Source organism: Phytoactinopolyspora alkaliphila, from assembly GCF_010550695.1.
Lineage (GTDB): Bacteria > Actinomycetota > Actinomycetes > Jiangellales > Jiangellaceae > Phytoactinopolyspora > Phytoactinopolyspora alkaliphila.
On the sequence record NZ_JAAGOB010000007.1, the window covers coordinates 251,576 to 276,958 of the forward strand.

Here is a 25,383-nt window from a genome sequence, read left to right on the forward strand (position 1 = left end):
CGGGTGGGTGGACGGCGCGTGACTCAGAGTGATGTCGCGCGAGCTGCCAACGTGTCCACGGCCATTGTGTCGACGGTCGTCAACAACAAGGCAGCGTCGATCCGGGTCAGCGAGCAGACGCGCGCCCGGGTCTGGCAGGCCATCCGTGAGCTCAATTACGTCCCGAACGTCGCCGCGCAGAGCCTGGCCGGCGGGCGGAACCGGATCATCGGCGCATTCACCTACCACCGGCTCTTCCCGCGAGAGACCCGCGACTTCTACTACGAGTTCCTCCTGGGTATCGAAGAAGAAGCCGAAGCCGTGGGACACAACCTCCTGCTGTTCACCGGAGCCCGCAACGAAGCGGGCGAACGCTCGATATTCGGCAGGGACACGAACATGCTCAGGCTCGCCGACGGAGCGATCCTCGTCGGCGGAAAGATCGACGGCGACGAGATCCGCCGCCTCGTCGAGGATGATTATCCGTTCGTGGTGATCGGCCGTCATGAGGTGGCTGGCCCGGATATCTCGTGGGTCGCAGCAGACTACGAGTCCGGCACGGAGGCGGTGGTCGACCGCCTGTACGCCCTCGGGCACCGGCGGATCCTGATGGTGGTGGGTCGCCGGACCCACGAGACGCTGGTGGAACGCCGGCTCGGGTTCACGACCGCCTGCGCACGTCACCGAATGGGCCGCCGGCGCGCGCACATGGTCGCCTTCGGCGCCCCGAATCCGGATCTACCGCAGGTTCGCCATGTCGCCGACGAGCGCGGGGTGCTTGACTTCGCGCACAAGGCGGAATGCACGGCCGTGGTCGCGGAGTCGTCGTACGTCGCACATCGCATCTACCACGCCGCGTTGGCCCACAATCTCAGCGTTCCGCAGGACTTGAGCATCGCCGGTCTCGGCGACCACGGCGATCGGGAGAACGTGCTTTCGCCGGATCCCGCGCTCACCCAGCTGAGAACCCCCAGCCGCGAGATCGGGGCCGCGGCCGTTCGCATGCTGCTACGCCGCCTCGACGTGTCCGGCGAAGCCGCCGAGCAGGAGCGGATTGCGTGCGAGCTGTCCGAGGGAACCACCACGGCCTGAACACGCCTCTGGCACACTGGGGGTTATGCCTGGTCCGGTGCGTGTTCGCGGATCGGTGGTGATCCCGGAGGCCGAGTTGCACTGGCGCTTCTTCCGCTCGTCGGGACCGGGCGGTCAGTCGGTGAATACCACGGACAGCAGGGTCGAGCTCAGCTATGACGTCGCCGCGTCCGCGGCGCTGAGCCCGACCCTGAAGGCTCGTGCGCTGCAACGGCTGGCCGGCAGACTGACGGATGGGGTGCTCACCGTCAGCGCCTCCGAACACCGTTCCCAGCTACGCAACAGGGAAGCAGCTGAAGCGCGCCTGGCACAGATCCTGGCCGAGGCCTTAGCACCGCCTGCGCGGGCCCGCCGCCCGACCAAGCCCAGCCGGGGCTCGGTCGAACGACGGCTGACGAGCAAACGAAAGCGCAGCGAAACGAAGCGCAGACGTAGGTCGACCGAGGACTAGCGTCCTATCGGGACGTGGTGCCGATACTTCTGAGGCGAGTTTGCCGACATTCCAGCCTCCCGGGGAACGGAATCGAGCCTGAGTCACGCAGGAGTCGGCAGCACGAACTCATGTCTGCCGGTCGGTCAGCGCCTCGGTCAGCATTCCCACCAGTGCCTCGAGCTGGACGTCGGCCGAGGATGCGATCTCCTCGTCAGAGGAGTCGAGCGCGCGCGCCGCGAGACCCGCCTTGGCGTCGATGAGCTCGGCGATCTTGGCGTCGATCGTCTGGGCGGCGATTATCCGCCAGGCCGTGACGGGTTCGGTCTGCCCGATCCGGTGGACTCGGTCGATCGCCTGGGTCTGCTCGGCGTTGGTCCATGAGAGCTCGGCGAGGACGACGTTGCTTGCGACCTGGAGGTTGAGCCCAACGCCGGCAGCGGTGAGAGAGCAGACCACGATCGTCACATTCGGGTCGTTGACGAACGCGTCGATGTTGCGCTGGCGTACGCCGGGAGTCTGATCGCCTCGGACCGCGGCGTAGCCGATGCCCCGCGACTCCAACAGCTCCGAGGCAGCGTCCATCACGTCGATGTGCTTGGCGAAGAACACCACCTTGCCCGCGTTGCGAGCCAGCTGGGCGGCGTAGTCGGCCGCCAGGTCGGCCTTGGCTCGGCCGATCCGGCGTACCAAGGCGAACACGTTCTCGCCCGACGACGACCGGTCCGCGTCCTTGAGCTCCCCACGTGCCACCCGCCGTACAAGCTCGTGGTCGATGCCTTCGACGATCGTGTCCGACCGTTCCGCGCGCGCGGCGACCGCGGCGTCGTACCGCTGGACCAGGCGCAGCGTAAGCTCACGCTCTGCGGTGCGGATGGAGCGGGTGGTGGCGAGGTCGAGCTCAACGGGTAGATCAGCGATCCGCCGGGCCGGAATGTCGCTGGCGACGTCGACCTTGCGCCGACGGACGATGCCGAGATCGATGACGGCTTGGCGTGCCGCGGCCTGGAAGCCACGATCGACAGGAGTCTGGCCGGTCTCCTCCAGCGCCGTCATGAGTTGCGGACCGGGCTTCTTGTCCTCGATCCAGCCGAGGAACTGCCAGATGGCGCGGAAGTCGTCGATGTCGTTGATCAGTGGGGTTCCAGTGAGCGCCATCATCAGCGGGCGCGGGACCCGCTGCCGGATCCGATCGGCGATCTCGAGGACGTGCTGAGACCGCTGAGACTTCTTGTTCTTGATGAAGTGTGCCTCGTCGACGACCATGCCGCGGAAGCCGTGGGAGGCGATCCAGCCGACGTGGCGGTCCAGCACCTCGTAGTTCACGACAACGATGTCCGCGAACCCATCGATCGTCTCGCCGCTGCCGTGAATCACCGTCACGCTGCGCGAGGGAGTCCAGAGGGCGACCTCACGGGCCCAGTTCGTCTTGACCACGCTGGGCACCACACACAGCAGCGGGTAGGCATTCGCGGCTTGCGCGGCCAGCAGCGCCTGGGCGGTCTTGCCCAGTCCTGGCTCGTCAGCCAGCAGGTACGTCCGGTGACCGTGAGCCGCGGCGGTGACCACCCGGGCTTGGTGCGGCATCAGCTCGAGCCCGGAAGGCAGCCGCGACGGCGTCGGTTCGGGCAGATGCATGCACGACCGCGCGCCGGGTACGGCATTCTCGAACGAACTCAGCAGCGGCGTGATCAGCTCCCAGCCGGCCAGGCGTCGCTCCACGGGGCGGCGCTGCGTGGCGTCGCCGAAGTCCGGCGCGAGGAACGGGTTGGCCAGCTGCGCGGCGGCCACCGACTGTGGCACCACCTGCCGCTCGCTGCGTACTTCGGTCGGGGGTGTCCGCGGACGCTCAGGCTCCGGATCTGGTGCCAAGCCACCGGCTACCTGCATCTCACGCTTCAGCTTCAACGCCGAGTCGCTGGCCTCGACGTCCTCGTCGAGGAGGGAGAACAGCGAGGGCTCGCGGGCCGCGGTCTGCGCGAGGATTGTCGCGATTCCGTCCAGCCGTCTCAGCTCGGTGTCCCGCTGTGCGTCGGTCACGGACGTGTCGGCCTTGACACGCGTACGCTCCTCACGCACCAGCAACGCGACGGCCTGGAACTTCGCCGCGTCGATCCGCCCGCGTTGGGCGTGGGTCTCGACATCGCGGACCGCTTTGGCGAGGACGGGCAGGATCCCGTCGTTGTCACGCGGACGACGCTTGCCGCGCTGGGCTGTCCCGGACCCTCCGGAACGACGCGCACGTTGTGCCACCAAGCCTCCTGCTGAGTACGTACCTGGACCGGGATCGAGATCCCGGCCGGCTGAGCCCGCGACGCCCCGTCCCCGCCGCCGAACGGGTACGGCAAGCGCGCCCCTGACAAGCGCACGCTCACACACGAAACCATCACGCGTATCTCAGCGCCGACGCACCGACGTCAAACAGCGATCTCACAAGAAGCGGACGCCGCTGGAACGAAATCCTCCGCAGAGGACACCCGACGAGCCGGTGCTGTCTCCTATGTTACCCGGAATATGAGGGCATCGCCGCCTCGAGAGCGCATACTGGTATCAATGACGAAACGAATGCCGGCCAAGCGGCGACATCTTGCGAGTAGTCCTTTCCGACCTCAGTCCGAGCCAGTCATCGAGCAGTTCGTCCTCGGCGACCGGGTCTCACACGACACGTACGGCGTTGGTCGCGTCATGGGTCAGGAGACCGAGGCCGTGACCGTCGACTTCGGAACCCAGACGGTCCGCATCGCCAGCCCCTTCCGCAAGATGGCGCGACTGGAGCTGGCTAAAGAGGTCGCTGCCCAAGCTGAGTGACCGGCGCAGCAAAGTCCGGTCGGACACTGCTGCGCGACCTGGTCGCGTTACCGGGGACCGTCGCTGTCGCGACGGATGACGGTCCCGTACGGTTGGCCGGTGACAACGTACGCTTTTGTCCACGGCGGTGGCGGCAGCGCCTGGGACTGGCACTTGGTGGTGGCCGAACTCCGCAGGCGAGGACATGACGCGGTCGCTGTCGACCTGCCGTGCGAAGACGAGACGGCGGGCTGGCAGGAGTACGCGGACGTCGTCGTCGGCGCGATCGGGAACCGCAGCGACGTCGTGGTCGTCGGGCACTCGCTGGGCGGGTTCACCGCGCCACTGGTGTGTGCGCGGGTGCCGGCCGACCTGCTCGTCCTGGTCGCGGCGATGGTTCCGTCGCCAGGTGAGCTCTTCGCTGACTGGTGGGACAACGCCGGCTACGAGGAGACCGGGTACGACGACGCCTTCTACCACGATGTCCCGCCTGCGCTCGCGGCCGAAGCGAAACGGCGAGGACGCGGTGAGGACTCCCTGGCGATCCAGCAGCCGTGGCCGCTGGATGCATGGCCGGACACGCCGACGAGGTATCTGCTGTGCCGCGACGACCGCATGTTCACCGCGGCATGGGCGCGCCGGCACGCCCGGGAACGCCTCGGCGTCGAGGCGGACGAGATCGACGGCGGTCATTACGTATCCCTGAGCCAACCGCTCGCGGTGGCGGATCGGCTGATCGCGTACGCCGCCGAGGCTCGGTAACGCAGAAAGGGCTGCCGTCGACGGCCAACGGCCGCCATGCTTCCCGAGGCGCCCTGCGCGGACGCCCAGGGTCCTTCGAGATGCGTCTTACCGCCGTGAGAGCAACATGCCTGTCGGAGGCGACTTCTCATGATGGGGATGACGACAAGTCTCCGGCGAGAACTTGTCGAGATTCTGGCTCTGGCTTCGTCCCAGTATCGAAGCGACCAGATCACTGTCGGAGGATGGCTCACATGGCACACGTACAACGTTTCGACCACATCGGCATCACCGTCGCGGATTTGGAGTCGGTGACGGCGTTCTTCGTCGGGCTGGGTCTGGAGGTCGAGGGCACCGGATCCGTGCAGGGCGAGTTCGTGGAGACTGTTTGCGGCATCCCGGGCGCACACTGTGAGATTGCGATGCTGAAGTCGCCCGGTGGCGGAACTCGGCTGGAGCTCGCGAGCTTCGTCACGCCCGACCACGTGCCTGGGTCGCCCGCGGCGATGGCCAACGAGCTGGGCCTGCGCAACGTGTCCTTCGAGGTCGGCGACCTCCAGGCGGCCATCGACACTGTGGCTGCCCACGGGTACGGGCTCGTCGGTGGGGTCGGTGAGTACGAGGGCAGTGTGCGTATGGCCTACGTCCGCGGGCCCGAGGGGATCGTCGTGTCCCTGTTCGAGCACATCGGCTGACACGCGTCATTCCGCATTCCGCTATTGACGTCCAATGAACACTCACCCACCGACGCCACCCTCAGACGCCAGTCTCCGGCCTCCGCGCGCGCGTCCAGGGCGCTCACAAGCTCGCGTCACGACGTGATCGGCTCCGCCGATCCTTGTCCCGCTCCACTCCGACCTACGAACGGGCAGCTATGAGGACGATGTCTCAGAATGGGCGGGCAGGCTGGCCGATTCGTCTCGGTGAGACTCACCGAACGAGGGCACAGTGAGGACACATCAGAACGCGAAATGCCGGCAAGTGGTGATAGGCGTTGGAAGATACAGCTGCTGGCCAGGCGGAGGGTCGGTGAAACGGAGCACGTGAGAGGACGAGCTGGCCTGTAAGCCGGATTCTGTGCGCCCCGGCGGACCGGGACACGGCGACCATCCATCTGGGACCGTCGTCGCCGACGGCCTCGTGCGGTCTACCCGGAAGCTCGGGCGGGCCGCCCTCGAACGCTTCCTGTCTGACCTTGCTCCGGGTGGGGTTTACCTAGCCGCCCTGGTCACCCAGGACGCTGGTGGTCTCTTACACCACCGTTTCACCCTTACCGGCACGCCGAAGCGCGCCGGCGGTCTGTTTTCTGTGGCACTGTCCCGCGGGTCACCCCGGGTGGGCGTTACCCACCACCCTGCCCTGTGGAGTCCGGACTTTCCTCGACGACGCCATGACGGCGACGCCGCGGCCGCCCGGCCAGCTCGCCCTTCTCAGCCTCGAGGATACCCCGTCGCCGAGCTTGCTGATCACCCGGCGGCCAGCAGGGCGGCGCCGATGATGCCTCCGTCGTTGCGCAGGCCAGCGGGCACGATCGGCGTGTTCAGCTCGAGCAGGGGCAGGTAGTTGTCCGCCTTCTTGCTCACCCCGCCGCCGACGACGAACAGGTCGGGGGAGAAGATGAACTCCAGGTGCGCGTAGTACTCCTGCAGCCGCTCCGCCCAGGTCTCCCAGGAGAGCTCCTTCTCCTCCCGCACCGAGGCGGCCGCCCACTTCTCGGCCTCTTTGCCATTGGGCAGGACCAGGTGACCGAACTCCGTGTTGGGGAGAAGAGCACCGTCGTGGATGACGGCGCTGCCGATCCCGGTTCCCAGCGTGGTGACGATGACCACGCCGTCCGTGCCGGCCGCGGCGCCGAACCGGCTCTCAGCCAGTCCGGCCGCGTCGGCGTCGTTGACGATAGCCACCTGGTGACCGGTGCGTTCGGTGAGGACGCTTGCGAGATCGACGCCGATCCACGCGTCGTCGACGTTGGCGGCCGAGCCGATGACACCGCGGCGCACGATGCCGGGGAACGTGCACCCGAACGGCCCGCGCCACTCGAACGCGTCGAGCACCTGTTGCACGATTTCGATCACGTTGTCCGGGGTCGAGGCCTCCGGCGTCGAGAATCGCACCCGCTCGTCTGCGAACTGTCCCTTATCCAGGTCGACGGGTGCACCCTTGATGCCGCTGCCGCCGATGTCGATGCCGAAACCGAGAGTCGTCGTCGCCGTCACCCCGCCTAGCTTGGTCTATGTCCGCAGGCCGGGCCAACCCGGGGGAGCGGCGACGACCCGCGGCGCGTCATCCGACGGGCGAGCCGACACCAGGCCAGTGGGCGCTACGCCGGTTCAGAGCCGGACCAGCATCTTGCCGGTGTTGGCGCCGTTCAGTACCCCGAGCAGCGCCGCCGGCGCTTGGTCCAAGCCTTCCATCACTGTCTCCGACGTGCGCAGACTGCCGTCGGCCAGCCACCCAGCGGCCTTGGCGACGTACTCCGGAAACAGGTGGAAATAGTCGCTGACGAGCATGCCGCGAATGGTCAGTCGTTTTCCGTACACCTGGAAGAGGTTCTTCGGCGCGGGTACCGGCGTCGTGGCGTTGTAGCCGCTGATCATGCCGATCCCAGCAATCCTGCCACCCACTCGAAGCGCACCGATGGCCGCCTCCAGGTGATCTCCGCCGACGTTGTCGACATACAGGTCGATGCCGCCGGGTGCGGCATCCGCGAGCTGGGCGGCTACAGAACTCGCCTGGTAGTCGATCGCCACGTCGAAGCCGAAATCCTTGACCAGCCGTTCAGCCTTCTCCGCTCCGCCAGCGGATCCGATCACCGTCGACGCGCCGAACTGGCGGGCCAGCTGGCCGGCGACACTCCCGACGGCCCCCGCTGCGGCGGACACGAACACCACGTCACCGTCCCGGACCGGGGTGACGTCGGTCAGCGCGGCGTACGCGGTCAGGCCGGTGGTCCCGAGTGCGCCGAGATAGTCCTGCGGGCGGGCGACGGCGGTATCGACGACGACGACCGTCGCGGCGTCGACAACCGCATGCGAGCGCCAGCCGGCGAAGTGCGTCACGGTACTGCCCACCGGCACGTCGGGGGAGCGCGACGCGACCACCTCGCCGACGGCGCTGCCTTCCAGCGGCGAGCCGATCTCGAACGGTGGGATGTAGGACTCGCCGGGGTTCATCCGCCCACGCATGTACGGGTCGACGGACATCCAGGTGTTGCGGACCAGGACCTGACCGTCACCTGGCGAAGGGACAGCCGACTTGGCCAGTTCGAAATTCTCCAGGCTCGGCTCACCCGCCGGCCGGGAGGCGAGCCGAATCTCGTAGCTGATCGAGTCGGAGGGTGTGTTCGTGGCGGACATGAGACTCCTGTGCTGGGGGGTCGAGAGGTGAGAAGGGATGTGGACTCGCGTCAGGCGTGCCAGCCGCCGGCCTCGGCGGTGGTCTTGACATACTCGGTGAAGTCCCGAGGCTCGCGGCCCAGTGCGCGGCGCACACCGTCGGACAGGCGGGCGTCGTCGCCGCGCCGGATGAACTCGGCCAGTGCGGCCACGCCCGAGGCGACCTCGCGCGGATAGAGGCCACGGCGTACGAGGTGATCCGCGTACTGCTCACTTGAGACGCGCACATGGCGGATGGGGCGGTCCGCGGCAGCGGCGATCTCCTCGACGGCTTCACCGACGGTGATGGCGCGTGGACCCGAGAGCTCGTAGATCTGACCCGCATGCCCTTTCTCGGTCAGGGCCGCGACCGCCACGGCGGCGATGTCCTCGGCGTCGACGAAAGGGTGCCGCCCGTCGTCCGTGGGGAGGGTGACCTCGCCGGCGGCCACGTCGACGCTCAGGAACGGCTCCTCGCTGAAGTTCTGCGCGAACCAGACGGGGCGCAGGATGGTCCACTCCAGTCCGGATTCCTGGACGATGCGCTCACGAGCCATGGCGGCCTCTTCGTTCATGTCCGCCCACTCGCGTGCTGAGAGCAGCACCACTCGCTGAACACCGGTGGTGACGGCGAGCTCGACGAATCCATGGAGCAGGGACCCGTCGTCGGCATCGTCCTGCATGATGTAGACGCCGTGGGCACCGTCGAGCACCGGCTTCCACGTGCTCTGATCGGCCCAGTCGAAGCGGTGGCGGCTGCGGCGCGAGGCCGCCCGGATCTGGTGGCCTTGGTGAGCGAGTTGCGCGGCGACCCTCCGGCCGGTTTTGCCGGTGCCGCCGAGAACAAGGATCGGTTTCTGTGTCATGCCCTCCAGTCAAGCGTGATCGGATGGACGACGGAATGCTCCCGAGCCTCGTCTGGATATTCCAGCGTCTCATTTTCACGCTAGGATCGACGCTGTGGACATCCTGGCCAACCTGATGAACGAGGTCCGCTCCAGCGGCGCGCTGTTCGGCCGCACCCTGATGGAGACGCCATGGGCGGTGCGCTTCGCCGACGGTGCGCCACTCACCCTGGTCACCATGCTCCGCGGCGGCGGGTGGATCGTTCCCGACGGCGCCGCCCCGGTGCGGCTGGCAGCCCGGGACATGGCCCTCGTCGTCGGCGGCGGGCATTTCTCCATGACCGACGACATCTCGGTGAACACGCCGCCGTACTACGTCATGCACGGCCCGGACCACTGCACCACCGCCGATGGCCAAGTGATGGGCGCGGAGGTGATGCTGGGCACACGGACCTGCGGCGAGAGCCGGGACAGCCCCAACGTGCTGCTCACCGCCACGTATCAGGTCAAGGGCCGCATCTCGGAGCGGCTGCTGAACGGTCTGCCCCCGGTGGTGGTGGTTCCGTGCGACGACGAGCCCTGCGCTCTGCTGGACGTAACCACCGCCGAGATCGAGCGGGACGACCCTGGCCAGCAGGCGGTGCTGGACCGGTTGCTCGACCTCCTGCTGCTGAGCACGCTGCGCGAATGGTTCGCTCGCCCCGAGGCGAGCGCGCCGCCGTGGTACCGGGCCTGGGGTGATCCCGTGGTGGGCATGGCCCTGCGAGCTATCCACGAGGAGCCGGCAAAGCCGTGGACCGTGGCGTCGCTGGCCGCCGAGGCCGGCGTCTCCCGGGCAACGTTCGCGCGTCGCTTCGCCGACCTGCTGGGGGAGCCGCCCATGGCATACCTCACCAACTGGCGTCTGAGCGTCGCAGCCGACCTGCTGCAACACACCGACGCGACGATCGAGTCGATCGCGCGGCAGGTCGGCTACTCCAGCGCCTACGCCCTGAGCGGTGCGTTCAAGCGGTACCTCGGAACCCGTCCGAGCGAGCACCGGGCGCTGGCTACCGCGGCGTGAGCGTTTCCTCACCGGTGGCGGTCGTCCCGGTCGACGGCTCACCGGGCGAGGCCTCTGTGCGCATGACGCCGACGTCGCTCATGTCGTCGTCGGTCCCGGGCCGACGACGCAGGAGGACGAACACGAGCGCGGACGCCCCCGCGACGATCGCCGCGTTGGCGACGCTGGCCGCCTGGAGGCCGTCCGTGAACGCCGCACGCGTCACGTCCAGCAGTTCGTCGCCGACCTCGCCGGGCACCTGTGCGGCGACGTCCACCGCGCCACCGAGAGTGTCCCGGGCGGTCTCCGCGGCCTGCGGTGACAGGCTGGGGGGCAGGTTGTCACTCGTCAGGGATCCGCGGTAGACAGCGGTGGCGATGCTCCCGCCGACGGCCACGCCGAGTGCCAGCCCCAGCTCGGAGGCCGTCTCCGCCATGCCGGATGCGGTGCCGGCGCGCTCAGGCGGTGCACTGCCGATCACGAGATCGTAGGTGAGGGCGACCGCCGGGTTGGCGGCGATGCTGAGGACGCTGAAGCCCACCACGACCGCGGCCAGGCCCGACTCGGGGGTGGCCTGGGTGATGACGAGCAGCCCGGCTGCCGCCAGGATCAGCGCTGCGCTGATCGCCCGGGCATGGCCGACCCGCCGCGCCAGCGCGGGGGCCAGAAGCGACGTCACCACGGAGAGGAGCATGGCCGGCACGATGAGTGCTCCCGCGCGCAGAGCGGAGATGCCGAGGACCGACTGCATGTACTGCAGGATCAGGAACTGCGTGCCAGCAATGACCAGCAGGCTCACCAGCTGGGCGGCCAGCGCGGTGCTGAAGGACCGGCGGGTGAGCAGGCTGACGTCCATGACCGGGTCGTCGAGGTGCCGCTGCCGCCGCACGAAGACTGTCCCAACGGCGAGGCCGGTGGCGATGGTCAGTACCGTCACCCCGAGTGAACCGCCCTTGGCCAGCTCTTTGATGCCGTAGATGACCGCCAGGATCGCGACGAGAGACAGGCCTACGCTGGCGAAATCGAGACGGCCCGCGTTCGGGTTGCGGTACTCGGGCAGCAGGACACGAGCGAGAACGATCAGCAGGGCCATCACCGGCACGCCGATGAGGAAGACCGAGCCCCACCAGAACTCTTCCAGCAACGCGCCGCCCACCAACGGCCCAATGGCGCCGCCGAGCATGAAGTTGATCATCCATGCGGCGATGGCGAACGCTCGCTGCTGGGGATCCTTGAACATGTTGCTGATCAGGGACAACGTGGACGGCATCAGAGTAGCGCCGGTGACACCCAGCAGCGCGCGGGTGGCGATGAGCATCTCGGCACTGGTGGAGTAGGCCGCGAGCAGCGAGGCGAGCCCGAACGCGGCAGCGCCGATCATCAGCAGCCGCCGGCGCCCGATCCGGTCACCGAGCGTTCCCATGGTGATCAGCAAGCCGGCGATCATGAAGCCGTAGATGTCGGTGATCCACAGAAGCTGCGAGCTGCTCGGCTGCAGATCAGCGCTGATGTTGGGAACAGCGAGATGCAGCACTGTCAGATCGAGGCCGATGACCATCGTAGGCAGAGCGAGCAGGGCGAGTCCGAGCCATTCGCGGCGCCCAGCCCGGGAAGCGGCGTCAGTCATGCGGGTGTCCTTCGGTGGAATCGGTCAATGTCACTCTGCATTACGTTCCGATGCGTATTTAAATTCCTCTCTAGTCGGCCGGAAGCGATGTGACCTACGGCACGTTGCCGCGCCGCGTAACCTGGCGGGTATGGCGCCCCAGGAGATGACACGGCATGTCGGCAGGCCGCGTGATCCGGCCATCGACAGGTCGGTGCTCGAGGCGACACTGGCGGTGCTGCGCGAGTACGGCTACGCGGGATTCAGCTTGGAGGGGGTCGCTGCCAGGGCCGGAACCACCAAGCCGTCCATCGCGAGACGCTGGCGACGCCGTCAGGAGCTGATCATCGCCGCGCTTACCACGGTGTTGGTGCGGCCGCCGGTGCCTGACACCGGGTGCACCCGATGCGACCTTATCGACGGGGTGGAACTGCTCGTCGACGCCGTCATCCGCCGTATGCCGCCCGGTGTGCTCGCGCCCCTGATCGCCGAGTGTGCGCCCGACCCGGAGCTCAACCAGAAGCTGACCGACGCCCTCGTCCGCCCGCCGCGGGAGGCACTCATGCAGACCGTACGGCGGGCGATCGACCGGGGGCATCTGCGTCCGGACACGGATGCCGAGCTCGTGGTCGACCTGCTCGCCTCACTCGTCTTTCAGGGCAGCCTCCTGGCCGATGCGCCGTTCTGCAGTGAGCGCGCGGCCGACGCCGTGGATCTCGTCCTGCGCGGGGTCGCCGTCGACTTCCGTGCCCTGGTGGAGATCAGTCATCGGCACGGCGGGACGCACCGGCACGCCACCTGACCGGCGAAGCGTGCCACGCGGGCCGGCCGTCTCGTCACGGGAGGGTGAGGATCTCCGCGCCGGAGTCGGTGACGAGGATGGTGTGCTCGAACTGGGCCGAGCGGCGCAGATCCTTGGTGACCACCGTCCAGCCGTCGTTCCACATGGTCCACTCGTGCGTGCCGAGATTGAGCATCGGCTCGATGGTGAACACCATGCCGGCTTCGATCAGCGTGGTGGAGCCGGGGTCGTCGTAGTGGGGGATGACCAGGCCGGAATGGAACGACTCTCCGACGCCGTGCCCGGTGAACTCGCGGACCACGCCGTAGCCGAACCGCTTCGCGTAGGACTCGATCACCCGGCCGATGACGTTGACGGCGCGCCCGGGGCGCACCGCCTTGATGCCCCGCATGAGCGCCTCGTGGGTGCGTTCCACCAGGAGGCGGCTTTCTTCGTCGACGTCGCCCGCGAGGAACGTCGCGTTGTTGTCGCCGTGCACGTCGCCGATGTAGGCGGTGATGTCGATGTTGACGATGTCGCCGTCAGCGACGACGGTGGAGTCGGGGATGCCGTGGCAAATCACCTCGTTCACGCTGGCACACAGTGACTTCGGGAAGCCGCGGTAGCCGAGCGTGGAGGGGTAGGCGCCGTGATCGCAGAGGAACTCGTGACCGATCCGGTCCAGCTCGTCGGTCGTGACGCCCGGCTCGATGTGCTTGCCGACCACCTGCAGGGCCTGCGCCGCCAGCTGGGCCGCGGTGCGGATCCGCTCGATCGTCTCGGCGTCCTTCACCTCCGAACCGGTGAACCGGGCAGGTGCGGGACGCCCGACGTACTCGGGCCGGGGGATGGACGACGGCACGGTGCGTTGCGGCGAGACGGTACCGGGTACGAGAGGGCTCACGAGAGGCCAGTCTAGGTGCGGATCACCCAGCCCGACGAGCCGGTCGCGGCTAGGGTGATCGTGGCGGAGATGGAAGGAGCCGGGCATGAACGGACCGTGGTATTGGTGCTTGATTCACTCCGAGGTCGAGCCGGAGGCGGGGTGTCCCAATGATCGGCGGCTCGGCCCCTACGACACCGCGGAGGAGGCCGCCGAAGCGCCGGCCCGTGCGCGGGCGCGCACGGAACAAATGGAGCGGGAAGACCAGCGCGAGCGTGAGTGGGGCAAGGGCTGGGACAACGGGGACCGCTGACTCACATCGCGTCGATCATGGGCGAACGCCGCCTCTGGTGCGGCCACGGGGCACATTCGCCCATGATCAACGCGTTCCGGGGCCGTTGGCTGCCGCCTGCGGCCCGTCCCGGCATCAGGTAGGCGGCATGCGGTGAGCGTGCGCCTGTGCTGGAGCTACGACCCGCCTGTCAGCGGTAGGTGTGCTCCTCCCCGGGGAACTGCCCGGTGGTGACGTCCTCGGCGAACGCCTTCGCGGCGGAGGTCAGGCCGGCGCGCAGATCACCGTAGGCCTTGACGAACCGGGGCATCGCGCCGGAGCGCATCCCTGCCATGTCCTGCCAGACCAGCACCTGCGCGTCGCAGTCCGGACCTGCACCGATGCCGATCACCGGGATGGACAGCCGCTTGGTGATCTCCGCGGCGACGTCCGCGGCGACCATTTCCAGCACGATCGAGAACGCCCCGGCCTTTTCCAGTGCCAGCGCCGCGGTGAGGAGGTCTTCACCCTGGGCGCCTCTGCCCTGCACCCGGTAGCCGCCGATCGCGTTGACACTCTGCGGGGTGAATCCGACGTGGGCCATGACCGGGATGCCCGCTTCGACGATCCGGTGCACCGAGTCCACAGCCGGCAGACCGCCCTCGAGTTTGACCGCCTGGACGCCAGTCTCTTTCATGACCTGGATAGATGTCGCCAGAGCCTGCTCGGAGCCGATCTGGTACGAGCCGAACGGCAGGTCGCACACGACCAAGGCGCGCTTCGCGGACCGGACCACGGCCCTGGCCAGCGGCATCATCTCTTCGATGGTGACCGGGATGGTGTCCGTGTGGGCGTACACGTTGTTTCCCGCCGAATCTCCCACCAGCAAGACCGGTATGCCGGCCTGGTCGAAGATCTCCGCCGTGTACATGTCGTAGGCGGTGAGCATGGGCCAGCGTTCACCGCGCTCCTTCGCAGTGCGCAGATCCCGGATCGTGATGCGCCGATTGGCCTCGCCGCCGTACAGCGGCGATTTCTCAACGGTCATGACAAGACTCCTTCACATCGTCTCGAGGCCCGCGGATCGGGTCCCCTGACACCACGGATTCTCCCACTTTCCGGCGAGCCGTGTCCGGCTCCAGCGCCCTCGCCCTCCAGCCGAGCCGCGCTTGTCGGTGTCGATGGCCGGGCGTGGGGGTACCGGTTCGCATAGCCTTGCCATAGGCGGGCCGGTCCGCGGATGCGGTCGGAATCGTCACGAAACGTGGCAAAACGTACAAGCGGGAGTGGATTGACACATGCCTCAGATGTGGGTGCGTAACGCGGTCGCGGAGGGCATCGGCGCGTTCGCGCTGACGTTCGTCGCGATCTTGACCATCGCCACGGGAGGTCTGACATCGTATGCGCTAGCGCAGGGTTTGATCGTGCTCGCCCTGGTGGCGGCCCTCGGGCACGTATCCGGTGGTCATTTCAATCCCGCGGTGACGCTCGGGCTGCTTCTTGGCCGGCGGATCGACATCGTCGGCGCTGTCATGTACTGGGCGGCGCAGCTGATCGGAGGGATCGTCGCCGCCGTGGTTGTCCTGCTCGTGATGAGCCGCGACGTCGTCTCGGCGGCCGCTCCGGACCCCGTGAGTGTGGCCGGGCTGAACATCATCGGTGCTATGGCGCTTGAGGCGATCGCGGTCTTCGTCGTCGTCCTGGTCGTGTTCGGCACGATCGTCGACCAGCGGGCGCCGCTCTCGGCGTATCCGTTCGCCATCGGCCTCGCCTACGTGGGAGGCATCTTCGCCATCGCTGAGCTCACCGGTGGAGCACTGAACCCGGCTCGCGGTTTCGGCCCCGCCGTGGTCGGCGGTGAATGGGGCGGGATTCTCTCGTGGCTGGTAGGGCCCCTCCTCGGCGCGGTGCTCGCCTGGGCGGTTTTCGAGTTCGTCATCGGCGCGCCTCCTGAGGTCACCGACGACGCCGTCCTCGACGCTCCTACCGGCGACGAGGCTCATGCCCGGGACAATGCTCCTCGCCGGGACGAGCGAGGCGTCACTGCCAGGGATGGTTCGCAGGAGCCGGCCCCGGTCTTGGAGGCGGCCCGGCCATCCCAGTCCTCGCTCAAAGTCGGTGACTCACCGACGGCGCGCTTCAAGCGGCCCCGCTCCGCGTCGGTGTCCACTGAGTCGCGGCGAGGGCAGGAACCTGTACCGGGACATTCGCCGGACCCGAAGCCGACGCCGAAGTCCGAACGGGATACGGATCGAGAGCGGCAGCCGGAACCGCTGTCCAAGCCCGAGCCCGAGCCCAAGCCCGAGCCGAGGCCCGAACCTCGCCCGGAGCCCAAGCCGGTAACGCCCGAGCCCGAGCCAGTAACGCCTGAGCCTGAGCCGGCGACGCCTGAGCCTGAGCCGGAGCCGAGGCCCGAACCCCTCCCGGAGCCCGAGCCGGTAACACCCGAGCCGGAACCCGGTGAACCACGTAAGCCCGACACCCCGCCTCCCCCTCCGCCCCCGGTCGCCCGGGAGTTGCCGCCCGAGCACAAGGGCCTGCTCGACGACTAGCGCATGATGCGCGTCCGGGGCCGGTCAGAATCAGCACAGCGATCTTCACCACACCTGTGTGACCTGTCGTGCTAGTCCTGACCGTCTGGCCTGCCGTTCTTGCACACGGCACGCGACACGGCCTCCTGGCAATAGCCTTCAGCGGACGGCACTCACACAGCCGTCACCACGGGCACCATGAGCTTCCACGTGGCACCGCGGGGCTGGTCACAAGCTTCCCATGGGGCGCTTTGGGCGACCGTGAGCTTCCACGTCGCGCTGCGGGGTTGGTTGCAAGCTTCCATGGGGCGCTTTGGGCGACCATGAGCTTCCACGTGGCGCCCGAGGTCTGTCACGGCGCCGTGCTCAGCTAGCTGGAGGCGGTGGGGGTGTGCCCTTGTCGCGATCATCCGCCGCCGTCGGCCCGTCCGGGCCCTCCTCGGCCTGGCGCTCTGGAGGGTTCGGTGGGCTGTCGGCGTTCGCCGGGTCGCGACGCACCTGATCGTCACTCATGGGATGGCCACCCGGCGGTTGCTTAACCACGGGATTGCCACCCACGGGATTGCCGCCCGCCGGGTCGTCGCCCACGGGGTCCTCGCGCACCGGATTGTCGCGCGCAGGGTCTTCACGCACCGGATGCTCCCGCCACCTGCTCGTGATCGGCAGCCGGCGATCCCGGCCGAAGTTGCGGCGGCTGATCTTCGGGCCTGGCGGGTACTGGCGGCGCTTGTACTCGGCGGCGTCCACCATGCGCAGTACCTTGGTGACGAGCTCAGGATCGAAGCCGGCCTTCACCAGCTCGTCGCTCCCGCGATCCTGTTCGACGTAGTTATCGAGTAGCTCGTCGAGCAGGGAGTAATCGGGGAGGGAATCGGTGTCGACCTGCCCGGGCCTCAGCTCGGCGCTGGGCGGCTTCTCGATCGAGCCCTCCGGGATGGGCGGCTGCTCACCGCGCTCGACGGCGACCGCGTTGCGCCAGCGGGCCAGGTCCCACACCAGCGTCTTGGGGACGTCTTTGATGGGCGCGTAGCCGCCGACGGCGTCGCCGTAGATGGTGGAGTAGCCGACCGCCAGTTCGCTCTTGTTGCCTGGTGCCAGCACCAGGTGGCCTTCCTGGTTGGACAGCGCCATCAACGTAATGCCACGGACCCTCGCCTGGAGGTTTTCCTCGGCCAAACCGGTAAGCGACAGGTTGTCGAGGTAGCACTGCACCATCGGCGCGATGGGGACGACACGGAACCGCAAGCCTGTGCGCTCGGCGAGATCCCGGGCGTCGGACTTGGAGTGGTCGGACGAGTAGACACTGGGCATGGAGATGCCGTGAACGTTCTGCGCGCCCAGCGCGTCAACGGCGACGGCAGCGGTGAGCGCTGAGTCGATGCCGCCGGAGAGGCCCAGCACCACCGAAGTGAAGCCGTTCTTCTGCACGTAGTCGCGCAGTCCGGTCACCACGGCCGCGTACACCTCGGCATGGTCGGTGAGTGTGGGAGCTATGGCGCCGGGATCCGGCTGGTACTCCGGAAGAGCCGCGGTGGACAGCGTGGTGCGGCGTACCCGGAAGCCCGCGATGTGTTCGTCGGCGACTCCCCAGACGTCCGGTGCCGGCGCCGACGCGGCGGGCAGGTCGAGGTCGACGACCAGACAGCCTTCCTCGAACTGTGGCGCACGAGCCAGCAGGTCGCCGTCGGCGTTGACCACCAGCGAGTCGCCGTCGAAGACCAGCTCGTCCTGACCGCCGATCATGTTGACGTAGGCGAGTGCAGCCTGCGAGTCCAGTGCACGGCGGCGGGCGAGGTCCAGGCGGGTGTCGTCCTTGTGCCGTTCGTAGGGCGAGCCGTTGATCACCAGGAGAAGGCCGGCGTCGGCCTCCCGGGCCACTGCGACCGGGCCGCCGTCCTGCCACAGGTCCTCGCAGATGGCCAGGGCGATGTCGACACCGTGCAGACGGACAACACCGAGGTGGTCGCCGGGCACGAAGTAGCGGAACTCGTCGAAGACGCCGTAGTTGGGCAGGTGGTGCTTGGCCTGCCGGGCGACGACGCGGCCCCCGTAGAGAACCGCGACCGCGTTTTGCGGCGAGCCCTTGGGGCGTCCGAGCTGGACGACGTCGGCCGTGGCGTCGTCGCGACCCAGATACCCGACGACGACGGCGATGGAGCCCAGCCCCTCCGAATCCAGCCGGGTGGCCAATTTCTCCAAGGTTGCTCTGGATTCGTCGATGAAGGACCGGCGTAGGGCAAGGTCCTCAATCGGGTATCCGGTCAGCATCATCTCCGGGAACGCCACGAGATGGGCGTGCTGGGAGGCGGCATGCGCGGTCATTCGTACGACCGTGTCGGCGTTCGCGTCGAGCGCTCCGACCGTAGGGTTCACCTGGGCGAGAGCGAGTCTGATCTGCGGCACGGTGACGAGCCTAACGATGTTGACGCGTCGTCGTCGCGCCGACTCGTCGAGGACGGCCGGAGGGAGCCGGCATCTCGGTGGTCCGGGCGAGGCAAAGATCGGCTCCTTTTCCGGCGAGTGCGACGATCCCTTTCCAGTGGGTACGGCGATTCTGTCCCGGTCGGCACCACAAACCCTCCGGTCGGTACGACGATTCCCGGCGTGTTGACCGAGGGGGTTTCCCCATGGACGCGCGCGTGAGGCACACTGAGCGCGTGGAGAAGCAGCAGGAATTCGTCCTCCGGACGCTGGAAGAACGAGACATCCGGTTCGTGCGGCTCTGGTTCACCGACGTCCTTGGGTATCTGAAGTCCGTCGCGGTGGCGCCGGCCGAGCTGGAGAACGCCTTCGAAGAGGGCATTGGTTTCGACGGGTCGGCGATCGAGGGCTTCGCGCGCGTCTATGAAGCCGACATGCTGGCCAAACCCGATCCGTCCACGTTCCAGGTGCTGCCGTGGCGGGCCGGGACCGCCCGGATGTTCTGCGACATCCTCATGCCGGACGGGTCGCCCTCCTACGCCGATCCGCGCTATGTGCTGAAGCGGGCGCTGAGCCGGGCGGCGGACCGTGGCCTGACCTTCTACACCCACCCTGAGGTGGAGTTCTTCGTCTTCAAGGACCGCCCCGGAACCGGCGAGGTGCCAGTGCCGGTGGATGCCAGCGGGTTCTTCGACCACACGTCGCACGGCGTGGCCCAGGATTTCCGGCGCGACGCCATCACGATGCTCGAGGACATGAGCATCTCGGTCGAGTTCAGCCACCACGAGATCGCACCCGGGCAGCAGGAGATCGACCTGCGCTACGCCGACGCCCTGGCCACGTCGGACAATTTGATGACCTTCCGCGCCGTGGTCAAGGAAGTCGCGTTGTCGCAAGGCCTCTACGCGTCGTTCATGCCCAAGCCGTTCACCGACCACCCGGGCTCGGGTATGCACACTCACGTCTCCCTGTTCGAGGGTGATCGCAACGTGTTCTTCGAGGCGGGAAGCGAGTATCAGCTCTCGAAGACCGCCCGCTCGTTCATCGCCGGGCTGCTGTACCACGCGCCGGAAATCACGGCCGTGACCAATCAGTGGGTGAACTCCTACAAGCGCCTGCAGGGCGGGGGAGAGGCACCGGCCTACGTGTGCTGGGGTCACAACAACCGCTCGGCTCTGGTCCGGGTGCCGATGTACAAGCCAGGCAAGGGCCAGTCCGTTCGGGTCGAGTTCCGTTCCATGGACTCAGCGTGCAACCCCTACCTTGCTTACGCGGTGCTGCTCGGTGCCGGCCTGAAGGGCATCGAGGAGGGTTACGAGCTTCCCCCGGAGGCGGAGGACGACGTCTGGGCGCTGACCGATCGGGAGCGTCACGCCTTGGGAATCGACCCGCTGCCGACGTCGTTGGACGAGGCCATTCGGGCCATGGAGAATTCCGAACTGGTGGCCGAAACTCTCGGCGAGCACGTCTTCGAGTTCTTCCTGCGGAACAAGCGCCAGGAGTGGGACATCTACCGTCGCCAGGTCACGCAGTTCGAGCGCGACACCATGCTGCCCGTCATGTAACTGCTCACTCCCCGCGGTGATCGTCGCCGCGCTGTGCACGCGAGCACGGGTGCTTCTTGCGGTGCCGATCACCCGCGCGCAGAACTTTCGCGCCGTCGATCATCGCAAAAAGTGCGCGTCCGGTAACGTCCGGCCGACATGTGCATGACGTGCCGGCGACCCGAGGTGACAGGCCGGCGAAGCGCGAGCGAAGTCTTCATTCAACCCCTTTGAGTCCGTATTTGGGGCCTCTAACGTGTGACGCGGCGGCCAGTCCGGCCGTACCGACTACCTCGTGGACGTGCCCATGCAGCTCGGCCAGCTCAGCAACGGCGGTGCCTTGACGGCGCTTCTCCGTCCCTGGCAGGGCGGCGCTCGATCGGCAACGGATCGATCCGTGAGATGGGGTCATGGCGCTCCCTGAGACCGAATCGCCGGTGTCGCCGCGGACTGACCCGCCGGTGGACGACCCGATGGCCCACTCGTCGTCGCAGGATCACAGACGTGGCCGGATGCCGCTATCCCGGCGCAGGTCACGTCGCCGCGAGGCGTTGATCTTCCTCGCGTTCACCATTCCCAACCTCACGCTGATCGCGCTTTTCACTTACCGGCCGCTGCTGAGCAACGTCTACTACTCGACACTGCAATGGAACATGGGCTCGCCGACCGCGCGGTTCGTGGGTTTCGGCAACTACGTCCGCTGGTTCAGCGACCCGCACAGTTGGAACTACCTCCGCATCACGGCGATCTTCACCATCGCGACCGTGGGTGGCACCATCCTCATCGGCCTGCTGATCGCGACGGTGCTCAACCAGAAGCTGCGCGGGCGCAACGTGGCTCGGGCAGTGGTGTTCGCGCCGTACGTGCTCTCCGGTGTGGCGATCGGCCTGGTCTGGATGTTCATGTTCGACCCGCAGTTCGGTGTGATCGCGCCGGTGATCCGGGCGTTCGGCATGACGCCACCGAACTGGTACAACAGTCCCGGCTGGGCACTGGTGATGGTGATCATCGTCTACATCTGGAAACACCTCGGCTACGCGGCGGTCGTCTACCTGGCGGGTCTGCAGATCGTGCCGCGCGACCTGCTCGAGGCGGCCGCCCTCGACGGCGCTGGGAAGTGGCGGACCTTCCGGTCGATCACCCTGCCACTGCTCTCGCCGATGACGTTCTTCCTGCTGGTCACCGTGACCCTGAGCTCGATGCAGTCCTTCGACATGATCCACGCCATGACCAGGGGTGGCCCGGTGGACGGCACTACCACACTGATGTACCAGATCTACCGCGAAGGCTTCGTCACCGGCCGGGCCGGCTACTCCGCGACCGTCGCCACCATCCTGTTCCTGCTCCTGCTCGGCTTCACGCTCCTGCAGATGCGCTTCCTCGAAAGGAAGGTGCATTACTCGTGAACCCCCGAGCTGACGTTGATCATGGCCAAACTGGCCCTGAGCCGGCTGTGAACGGGGAACTCGCCCGTGGTGGGCGCGGACAGGTGACTCTAGTGCGGCGATCCGCGGAATCGTCTGCGTCCAATCCGGCGGGCGAGCAGGTGAAGCGGCTGCTGACCGGGTACCTGCCCCTCGTCCTGGCTGTCGTCGTCATGATCGCGCCGCTGCTGTGGATGCTGATCTCCTCGGTGAAGACCCGTCCGGAGATCTTCACTGTGCCGCTGCAGTGGCTGCCCGAGCGCCCGTACGGCGGCAACTACGCCGAGGTCGTCGACCGATATCCGTTCGGCCGGTTCTTCCTCAACAGCGTCGTCGTCACCGCGGTGGGCGCCGGCATCAAGGTGCTGCTGGCCATGTTCACCGCGTACGCCTTGGTGTTCATCCGGTTCCCGGCAAAGAAGCTGGTGTTCATCGTCATCATCGTGGCACTGATGGTGCCGCCGCAGGTCGTCGTCGTTCCCAACTACACGCTCATCGCGGACCTCGGCTGGCAGAACACCTACCTTGGGATCATCGTTCCCGGCCTCGGAACCGCTTTCGGCACGTTCCTGCTGCGCCAGCAGTTCCTGACGCTGCCACACGCGATCATCGACGCCGCGACGCTTGACGGCGCTGGGCACTGGCGCAGACTGTGGCGCGTCATCGCACCGATATCGGCGCCGACGATCGCCACCGTGGCGCTGGTGACCATCGTGTCGGAATGGAACGAGTACCTCTGGCCACTGATCATCGTAGACCGGCCGGAGATGATGACGCTCCCGGTGGCGCTCACCCTGATGCAGAACGCCGACGGCACCAACAACTGGGGCGTGCTCATGGCCGGCACCGCCATGGTGGTGCTGCCGGTTCTGATCATCTTCACCTTGCTGCAGCGCCATATCGTCGCCGGCCTCACTCAGGGGGCCACGACCGGGTGAACCCGCGGCCTGCCTCCTTGCATCTGAACCAGCTCATTGACCAACCCGCCGCCTTGGCATCTCCGGAAGGAACCACCATGTCTGATCGCTTGCTTCTCCCGAGCCGGACTGGGCTCGCCGTGCCGTCGTCGCTCAACCGGCGCCGTTTCCTGGGGCTCGGCGCCGCCGGTGCCGCGGCTGTCGCCCTCAGCGCCTGCAGCGGTCCGTCGACCAGTAGCGACGACGCGGGCACGACCGACGAGACATCCGCCGACGACTTCGCCGGCGTCTCACCCGCCAGCGAGATCACGTTCTGGAGTGTGCACCCTGGGAACTCGCGCGAGGCCGACGAGGAGCTGATCCGCCGCTTCGAGGAGGCCAACCCGGACATCTCAGTGACTCTGGTCACCGCCGGCGCGAATTATGAAGAGGTCGCCCAGCGTTTCCAGACCGCGCTGCAGGGCGACGAGCGCCCGGACGTCCTGATGCTGTCGGACGTGTGGTGGTTCAAGTACTTCCTGAACGGCACCATCACACCGCTCGACGCCCTCCTCGAGGCCGAAGGCGTGGAGCTCGAGGATTACCACGACACGCTGATCGGCGACTACACCTACGACGGCCGTCAGTGGGGCATGCCCTACGCCCGCTCGACACCGCTGTTCTACTACAACAAGGAGCACTGGGCCGCCGCCGGGCTCCCGGACCGCGGGCCGGAGACGTGGGACGAGTTCGACGAGTGGGCGCCCGCGCTACAGGCCAACCTGGACAGCGGCCAAAGCGTCTTTCACCACGTGAAGGGCGCGTCGTATGTCGCTTGGATCTTCCAGTCGATCATCTGGGCACACGGCGGCCGGTACAGTGACGACGAGTTCAACATCACGCTCGACTCCGCCGAGGCGATCGGCGCCGGCGACTACGTCCGCGCGCAGGTGCACGACCTCGGCTATGCGGGCGTCACACCGGACGACAACATCATCGACCTGTCCTCCGGCGGTATCTCCGCGACCATCGGGTCCACGGGAAGCCTGTCCGGCCTTCTGGAGAGCGCGTCGTTCGAGGTGGGCGCGTCGTTCCTGCCGGCGAAAGACGAGTTCGGCTGCCCGACCGGGGGCGCGGGCCTGTCCATCCCCTCCGGGATCACGCCGGAACGCCAGCTGGCCGCGATGCGGTTCATCAAGTTCGTGACGGAGCCGGAGAACACCGCCTACTACTCGCAGAGCGTCGGGTACATGCCGGTGCGCAAGTCGGCGGTGAGCCTGATGGAAGAGGCTTACAATCGCGAGCCGCAACGGCGAGTGGCGCTGGAGCAGCTGGAGCTCACGTCGCCGCAGGACGCCGCGCGGGTGTACATCCCGGACGGCGACCAGATCCTCGGCCGGGGCCTGGAGCGGATCATGCTGCAGAACGAAGCCGCCGCCGACGTGTGGCCGGTGGTCGCCGACGAGCTCGCCACGTCCTACGAGGAGAACGTCGAACCGGTCATCGGCTAGGGCGTGGGACGTGGATCTCGTCGAACCGTCGCGGGATCCACGGCACCCGGTCCGGGAGCTTTAGAGTGGGGATGTGCGGCGAGCGGCGTGGAAACGGCAGGCGCCGGTGCTCGGCGCTATCGCCGCGGGTGGCGCGTTGGGCGCCGAGGTGCGGTACCTCGTCTCGCTGGCCAACGCGGATCGGCCGGCGTTTCCCTGGACCACGGCGGTAGAGAACGTGTCCGGGTGCCTGCTCATCGGCGTTTTGATGGCGGTTCTGCTGGAGCTCACGTCGCCGCATCGGCTTCTGCGACCGTTCCTGGGGGTGGGCGTCCTGGGCGGGTACACGACTTTCTCGGCCTACGCCGTGGACGTGCGAGTGCTGCTCGCGGACGAGCGCGCCCTGGCCGCGCTGACCTACCTGGTGGCCACGCCGCTGCTGGCGCTGGTGGCGGTCATCGTCGCGATGCGGTTCACCCGGTCGGTTCTGACATGCAGGCGCTGGCGAACTGGAGGTGCGAGACGATGACTCTACGAGGTCCTGCGCGCAGCGGGTCCAGCCACATCCACAGCACCCGGATCTTCAACCTGTCCGAGGATCTTCCGTTGGCCACGGTGATTGCCGGGCTGCCCGAGAAGATAGACGAACTCGTCGCCGGGGTGGAGTCGCCGGTGGAGGAGGGTCTCAGCACCGGAGACGACGTCGAGGTGGTGCGGTGTATCGGTCGCGGGACCGGTGGAGGCCCTACGGCGGATAACCGGTGACCATACTGCTCGTCGCTCTGGGGGCTGCCGTCGGTGCCCCATTGCGGTACCTGACCGACCGGTTCTTCCAATCTCGCGTCGACACTGTCTTCCCGTGGGGGACGCTGCTGGTGAACGTGATCGGCTCGTTTCTGCTGGGTCTGCTCGTGGCGATGGCCGCCGACGGGCGGATCGACGACGACGTGGTGGCACTCGCTGGTGTCGGCTTCTGCGGGGCGTTGACCACCTACAGCACCTTCAGCTATGAAACGTTGCGACTCTTCGAGGACAGCGCTCGGTGGTACGCGGCGGCGAATGTGGTGGTCAGCGTCGTGGCAGCGGTCGCTGCGGCGGCAGCCGGCTGGGCCCTCGCGAGTTGACCCGAGCCCGCTCGTCGTTCCCGAATGATCATGTAAACCATGTTTGTCCGTGCGATACCAGGCCTGCAGACATGGTGAAGCACGAGAAAGCATGGTTTACATGATCATTTGGGGCAGGGGGC

General features: G+C 67.4%; 24 protein-coding genes and 1 other RNA gene. 16 read left to right on the forward strand and 9 right to left on the reverse strand.

Annotated elements, in window-relative coordinates:
* Positions 1 to 18 precede the first annotated feature (18 nt).
* Positions 19 to 1,071, forward strand: a complete 1,053-nt coding sequence (locus tag G1H11_RS14980; protein ID WP_163819388.1) for a substrate-binding domain-containing protein — start codon at positions 19 to 21, stop codon at positions 1,069 to 1,071.
* 25 nt (positions 1,072 to 1,096) lie between these two features.
* On the forward strand, positions 1,097 to 1,522 hold the full coding sequence (gene arfB / locus G1H11_RS14985; protein WP_163819389.1) for an alternative ribosome rescue aminoacyl-tRNA hydrolase ArfB: 426 nt from the start codon (positions 1,097 to 1,099) through the stop codon (positions 1,520 to 1,522).
* Positions 1,523 to 1,630: 108 nt separating this feature from the next.
* On the opposite strand, the gene G1H11_RS14990 is transcribed toward arfB, so the two are convergent.
* The gene (locus G1H11_RS14990) at positions 1,631 to 3,754 is read right to left on the reverse strand and encodes an SNF2-related protein (protein WP_163819390.1); all 2,124 of its coding nucleotides are present in this window, start codon (positions 3,752 to 3,754) and stop codon (positions 1,631 to 1,633) included.
* 300 nt (positions 3,755 to 4,054) lie between these two features.
* Here G1H11_RS14990 and G1H11_RS14995 point away from each other — a divergent pair, with 300 nt between their 5' ends.
* The 3 genes from G1H11_RS14995 (at position 4,055) to G1H11_RS15005 (ending at position 5,724) form a co-directional block, all read left to right on the forward strand.
* Positions 4,055 to 4,309, forward strand: a complete 255-nt coding sequence (locus G1H11_RS14995; protein WP_163819391.1) for a hypothetical protein — start codon at positions 4,055 to 4,057, stop codon at positions 4,307 to 4,309.
* A 99-nt stretch (positions 4,310 to 4,408) separates the two neighbouring features.
* The gene (locus G1H11_RS15000; RefSeq protein WP_163819392.1) at positions 4,409 to 5,050 is read left to right on the forward strand and encodes an alpha/beta fold hydrolase; all 642 of its coding nucleotides are present in this window, start codon (positions 4,409 to 4,411) and stop codon (positions 5,048 to 5,050) included.
* A gap of 233 nt (positions 5,051 to 5,283) precedes the next feature.
* Positions 5,284 to 5,724, forward strand: coding sequence for a VOC family protein (locus G1H11_RS15005; RefSeq protein WP_163819393.1), 441 nt, complete (start codon positions 5,284 to 5,286; stop codon positions 5,722 to 5,724).
* Between the two features lie 353 nt (positions 5,725 to 6,077).
* Here the strand turns inward: G1H11_RS15005 and rnpB are convergent.
* From rnpB to G1H11_RS15025, 4 genes are all read right to left on the reverse strand, one after another.
* Positions 6,078 to 6,453, reverse strand: an RNA gene (gene rnpB / locus G1H11_RS15010) — RNase P RNA component class A.
* 42 nt (positions 6,454 to 6,495) lie between these two features.
* Positions 6,496 to 7,245 carry a polyphosphate--glucose phosphotransferase gene (gene ppgK, locus G1H11_RS15015; protein ID WP_163819394.1) on the reverse strand — a complete coding sequence of 250 codons (750 nt, stop codon included), beginning with the start codon at positions 7,243 to 7,245 and terminating at the stop codon, positions 6,496 to 6,498.
* Between the two features lie 114 nt (positions 7,246 to 7,359).
* Positions 7,360 to 8,385, reverse strand: a complete 1,026-nt coding sequence (locus G1H11_RS15020; protein WP_163819395.1) for an NADP-dependent oxidoreductase — start codon at positions 8,383 to 8,385, stop codon at positions 7,360 to 7,362.
* Between the two features lie 50 nt (positions 8,386 to 8,435).
* Positions 8,436 to 9,269, reverse strand: coding sequence for an NmrA family NAD(P)-binding protein (locus tag G1H11_RS15025; RefSeq protein ID WP_163819396.1), 834 nt, complete (start codon positions 9,267 to 9,269; stop codon positions 8,436 to 8,438).
* 94 nt (positions 9,270 to 9,363) lie between these two features.
* Here G1H11_RS15025 and G1H11_RS15030 point away from each other — a divergent pair, with 94 nt between their 5' ends.
* A complete protein-coding gene (locus G1H11_RS15030; RefSeq protein WP_163819397.1) occupies positions 9,364 to 10,311 on the forward strand; it encodes a cupin domain-containing protein in 948 nt (315 codons plus the stop codon).
* Here G1H11_RS15030 and G1H11_RS15035 read toward each other — a convergent pair.
* Positions 10,298 to 11,917: an MFS transporter gene (locus G1H11_RS15035; protein ID WP_163819398.1), complete on the reverse strand. Its 1,620-nt coding sequence runs from the start codon at positions 11,915 to 11,917 to the stop codon at positions 10,298 to 10,300. The two genes, G1H11_RS15030 and G1H11_RS15035, sit on opposite strands and share 14 nt — an antisense overlap.
* Before the next feature lie 130 nt (positions 11,918 to 12,047).
* Here G1H11_RS15035 and G1H11_RS15040 point away from each other — a divergent pair, with 130 nt between their 5' ends.
* A complete protein-coding gene (locus G1H11_RS15040; protein ID WP_216843771.1) occupies positions 12,048 to 12,698 on the forward strand; it encodes a TetR/AcrR family transcriptional regulator in 651 nt (216 codons plus the stop codon).
* Between the two features lie 34 nt (positions 12,699 to 12,732).
* On the opposite strand, the gene map is transcribed toward G1H11_RS15040, so the two are convergent.
* A complete protein-coding gene (map, locus tag G1H11_RS15045) occupies positions 12,733 to 13,581 on the reverse strand; it encodes a type I methionyl aminopeptidase (protein WP_343074865.1) in 849 nt (282 codons plus the stop codon).
* An 85-nt stretch (positions 13,582 to 13,666) separates the two neighbouring features.
* On the opposite strand from map, the gene G1H11_RS15050 reads away from it, so the two are divergent.
* Positions 13,667 to 13,873 carry a hypothetical protein gene (locus G1H11_RS15050; protein ID WP_163819400.1) on the forward strand — a complete coding sequence of 69 codons (207 nt, stop codon included), beginning with the start codon at positions 13,667 to 13,669 and terminating at the stop codon, positions 13,871 to 13,873.
* A 169-nt stretch (positions 13,874 to 14,042) separates the two neighbouring features.
* On the opposite strand, the gene panB is transcribed toward G1H11_RS15050, so the two are convergent.
* The gene (panB, locus tag G1H11_RS15055) at positions 14,043 to 14,879 is read right to left on the reverse strand and encodes a 3-methyl-2-oxobutanoate hydroxymethyltransferase (protein WP_163819401.1); all 837 of its coding nucleotides are present in this window, start codon (positions 14,877 to 14,879) and stop codon (positions 14,043 to 14,045) included.
* A 250-nt stretch (positions 14,880 to 15,129) separates the two neighbouring features.
* Between panB and G1H11_RS15060 the strand changes: the two genes are divergently transcribed.
* Positions 15,130 to 16,383: an aquaporin gene (locus G1H11_RS15060; protein ID WP_163819402.1), complete on the forward strand. Its 1,254-nt coding sequence runs from the start codon at positions 15,130 to 15,132 to the stop codon at positions 16,381 to 16,383.
* A 345-nt stretch (positions 16,384 to 16,728) separates the two neighbouring features.
* Here the strand turns inward: G1H11_RS15060 and G1H11_RS15065 are convergent, their stop codons facing one another.
* Positions 16,729 to 18,765, reverse strand: coding sequence for an NAD+ synthase (locus tag G1H11_RS15065; RefSeq protein ID WP_163819403.1), 2,037 nt, complete (start codon positions 18,763 to 18,765; stop codon positions 16,729 to 16,731).
* Positions 18,766 to 19,019: 254 nt separating this feature from the next.
* Between G1H11_RS15065 and G1H11_RS15070 the strand changes: the two genes are divergently transcribed.
* The 7 genes from G1H11_RS15070 to crcB all read left to right on the forward strand — a co-directional run bounded on the left by G1H11_RS15070 (position 19,020) and on the right by crcB (position 25,261).
* Entirely contained in the window at positions 19,020 to 20,348 is a 1,329-nt protein-coding gene (locus G1H11_RS15070) for a glutamine synthetase beta-grasp domain-containing protein (RefSeq protein WP_163819404.1), read from the forward strand.
* 389 nt (positions 20,349 to 20,737) lie between these two features.
* Positions 20,738 to 21,733: a carbohydrate ABC transporter permease gene (locus G1H11_RS15075; protein WP_216843772.1), complete on the forward strand. Its 996-nt coding sequence runs from the start codon at positions 20,738 to 20,740 to the stop codon at positions 21,731 to 21,733.
* A gap of 92 nt (positions 21,734 to 21,825) precedes the next feature.
* On the forward strand, positions 21,826 to 22,689 hold the full coding sequence (locus G1H11_RS15080; RefSeq protein WP_216843773.1) for a carbohydrate ABC transporter permease: 864 nt from the start codon (positions 21,826 to 21,828) through the stop codon (positions 22,687 to 22,689).
* A gap of 77 nt (positions 22,690 to 22,766) precedes the next feature.
* Positions 22,767 to 24,158, forward strand: a complete 1,392-nt coding sequence (locus tag G1H11_RS15085) for an ABC transporter substrate-binding protein (RefSeq protein ID WP_163819405.1) — start codon at positions 22,767 to 22,769, stop codon at positions 24,156 to 24,158.
* A 73-nt stretch (positions 24,159 to 24,231) separates the two neighbouring features.
* Positions 24,232 to 24,666 (forward strand): fluoride efflux transporter FluC, encoded by a 435-nt coding sequence (locus G1H11_RS15090; RefSeq protein ID WP_216843774.1) that lies wholly within the window; start codon positions 24,232 to 24,234, stop codon positions 24,664 to 24,666.
* Positions 24,663 to 24,902, forward strand: coding sequence for a DUF190 domain-containing protein (locus G1H11_RS15095; protein ID WP_163819406.1), 240 nt, complete (start codon positions 24,663 to 24,665; stop codon positions 24,900 to 24,902). The genes G1H11_RS15090 and G1H11_RS15095 overlap by 4 nt, the downstream gene beginning before the upstream one ends.
* Positions 24,899 to 25,261, forward strand: a complete 363-nt coding sequence (gene crcB, locus G1H11_RS15100) for a fluoride efflux transporter CrcB (RefSeq protein ID WP_163819407.1) — start codon at positions 24,899 to 24,901, stop codon at positions 25,259 to 25,261. The genes G1H11_RS15095 and crcB overlap by 4 nt, the downstream gene beginning before the upstream one ends.
* Positions 25,262 to 25,383: the final 122 nt, after the last annotated feature.

Bases quoted from the DNA above. Each gene is read 5' to 3' on its own strand.
- G1H11_RS15085 (WP_163819405.1), top strand. From the start codon at position 22,767: ATGTCTGATCGCTTGCTTCTCCCGAGCCGGACTGGGCTCGCCGTGCCG.
- G1H11_RS15005 (WP_163819393.1), top strand. From the start codon at position 5,284: ATGGCACACGTACAACGTTTCGACCACATCGGCATCACCGTCGCGGAT.
- G1H11_RS15095 (WP_163819406.1), top strand. From the start codon at position 24,663: ATGACTCTACGAGGTCCTGCGCGCAGCGGGTCCAGCCACATCCACAGC.
- arfB (WP_163819389.1), top strand. From the start codon at position 1,097: ATGCCTGGTCCGGTGCGTGTTCGCGGATCGGTGGTGATCCCGGAGGCC.
- G1H11_RS15075 (WP_216843772.1), top strand. From the start codon at position 20,738: ATGGCGCTCCCTGAGACCGAATCGCCGGTGTCGCCGCGGACTGACCCG.
- G1H11_RS15025 (WP_163819396.1), bottom strand. From the start codon at position 9,269: ATGACACAGAAACCGATCCTTGTTCTCGGCGGCACCGGCAAAACCGGC.
- G1H11_RS15040 (WP_216843771.1), top strand. From the start codon at position 12,048: ATGGCGCCCCAGGAGATGACACGGCATGTCGGCAGGCCGCGTGATCCG.
- G1H11_RS15020 (WP_163819395.1), bottom strand. From the start codon at position 8,385: ATGTCCGCCACGAACACACCCTCCGACTCGATCAGCTACGAGATTCGG.
- G1H11_RS15050 (WP_163819400.1), top strand. From the start codon at position 13,667: ATGAACGGACCGTGGTATTGGTGCTTGATTCACTCCGAGGTCGAGCCG.
- panB (WP_163819401.1), bottom strand. From the start codon at position 14,879: ATGACCGTTGAGAAATCGCCGCTGTACGGCGGCGAGGCCAATCGGCGC.
- G1H11_RS15035 (WP_163819398.1), bottom strand. From the start codon at position 11,917: ATGACTGACGCCGCTTCCCGGGCTGGGCGCCGCGAATGGCTCGGACTC.
- G1H11_RS14995 (WP_163819391.1), top strand. From the start codon at position 4,055: ATGACGAAACGAATGCCGGCCAAGCGGCGACATCTTGCGAGTAGTCCT.
- G1H11_RS15060 (WP_163819402.1), top strand. From the start codon at position 15,130: ATGCCTCAGATGTGGGTGCGTAACGCGGTCGCGGAGGGCATCGGCGCG.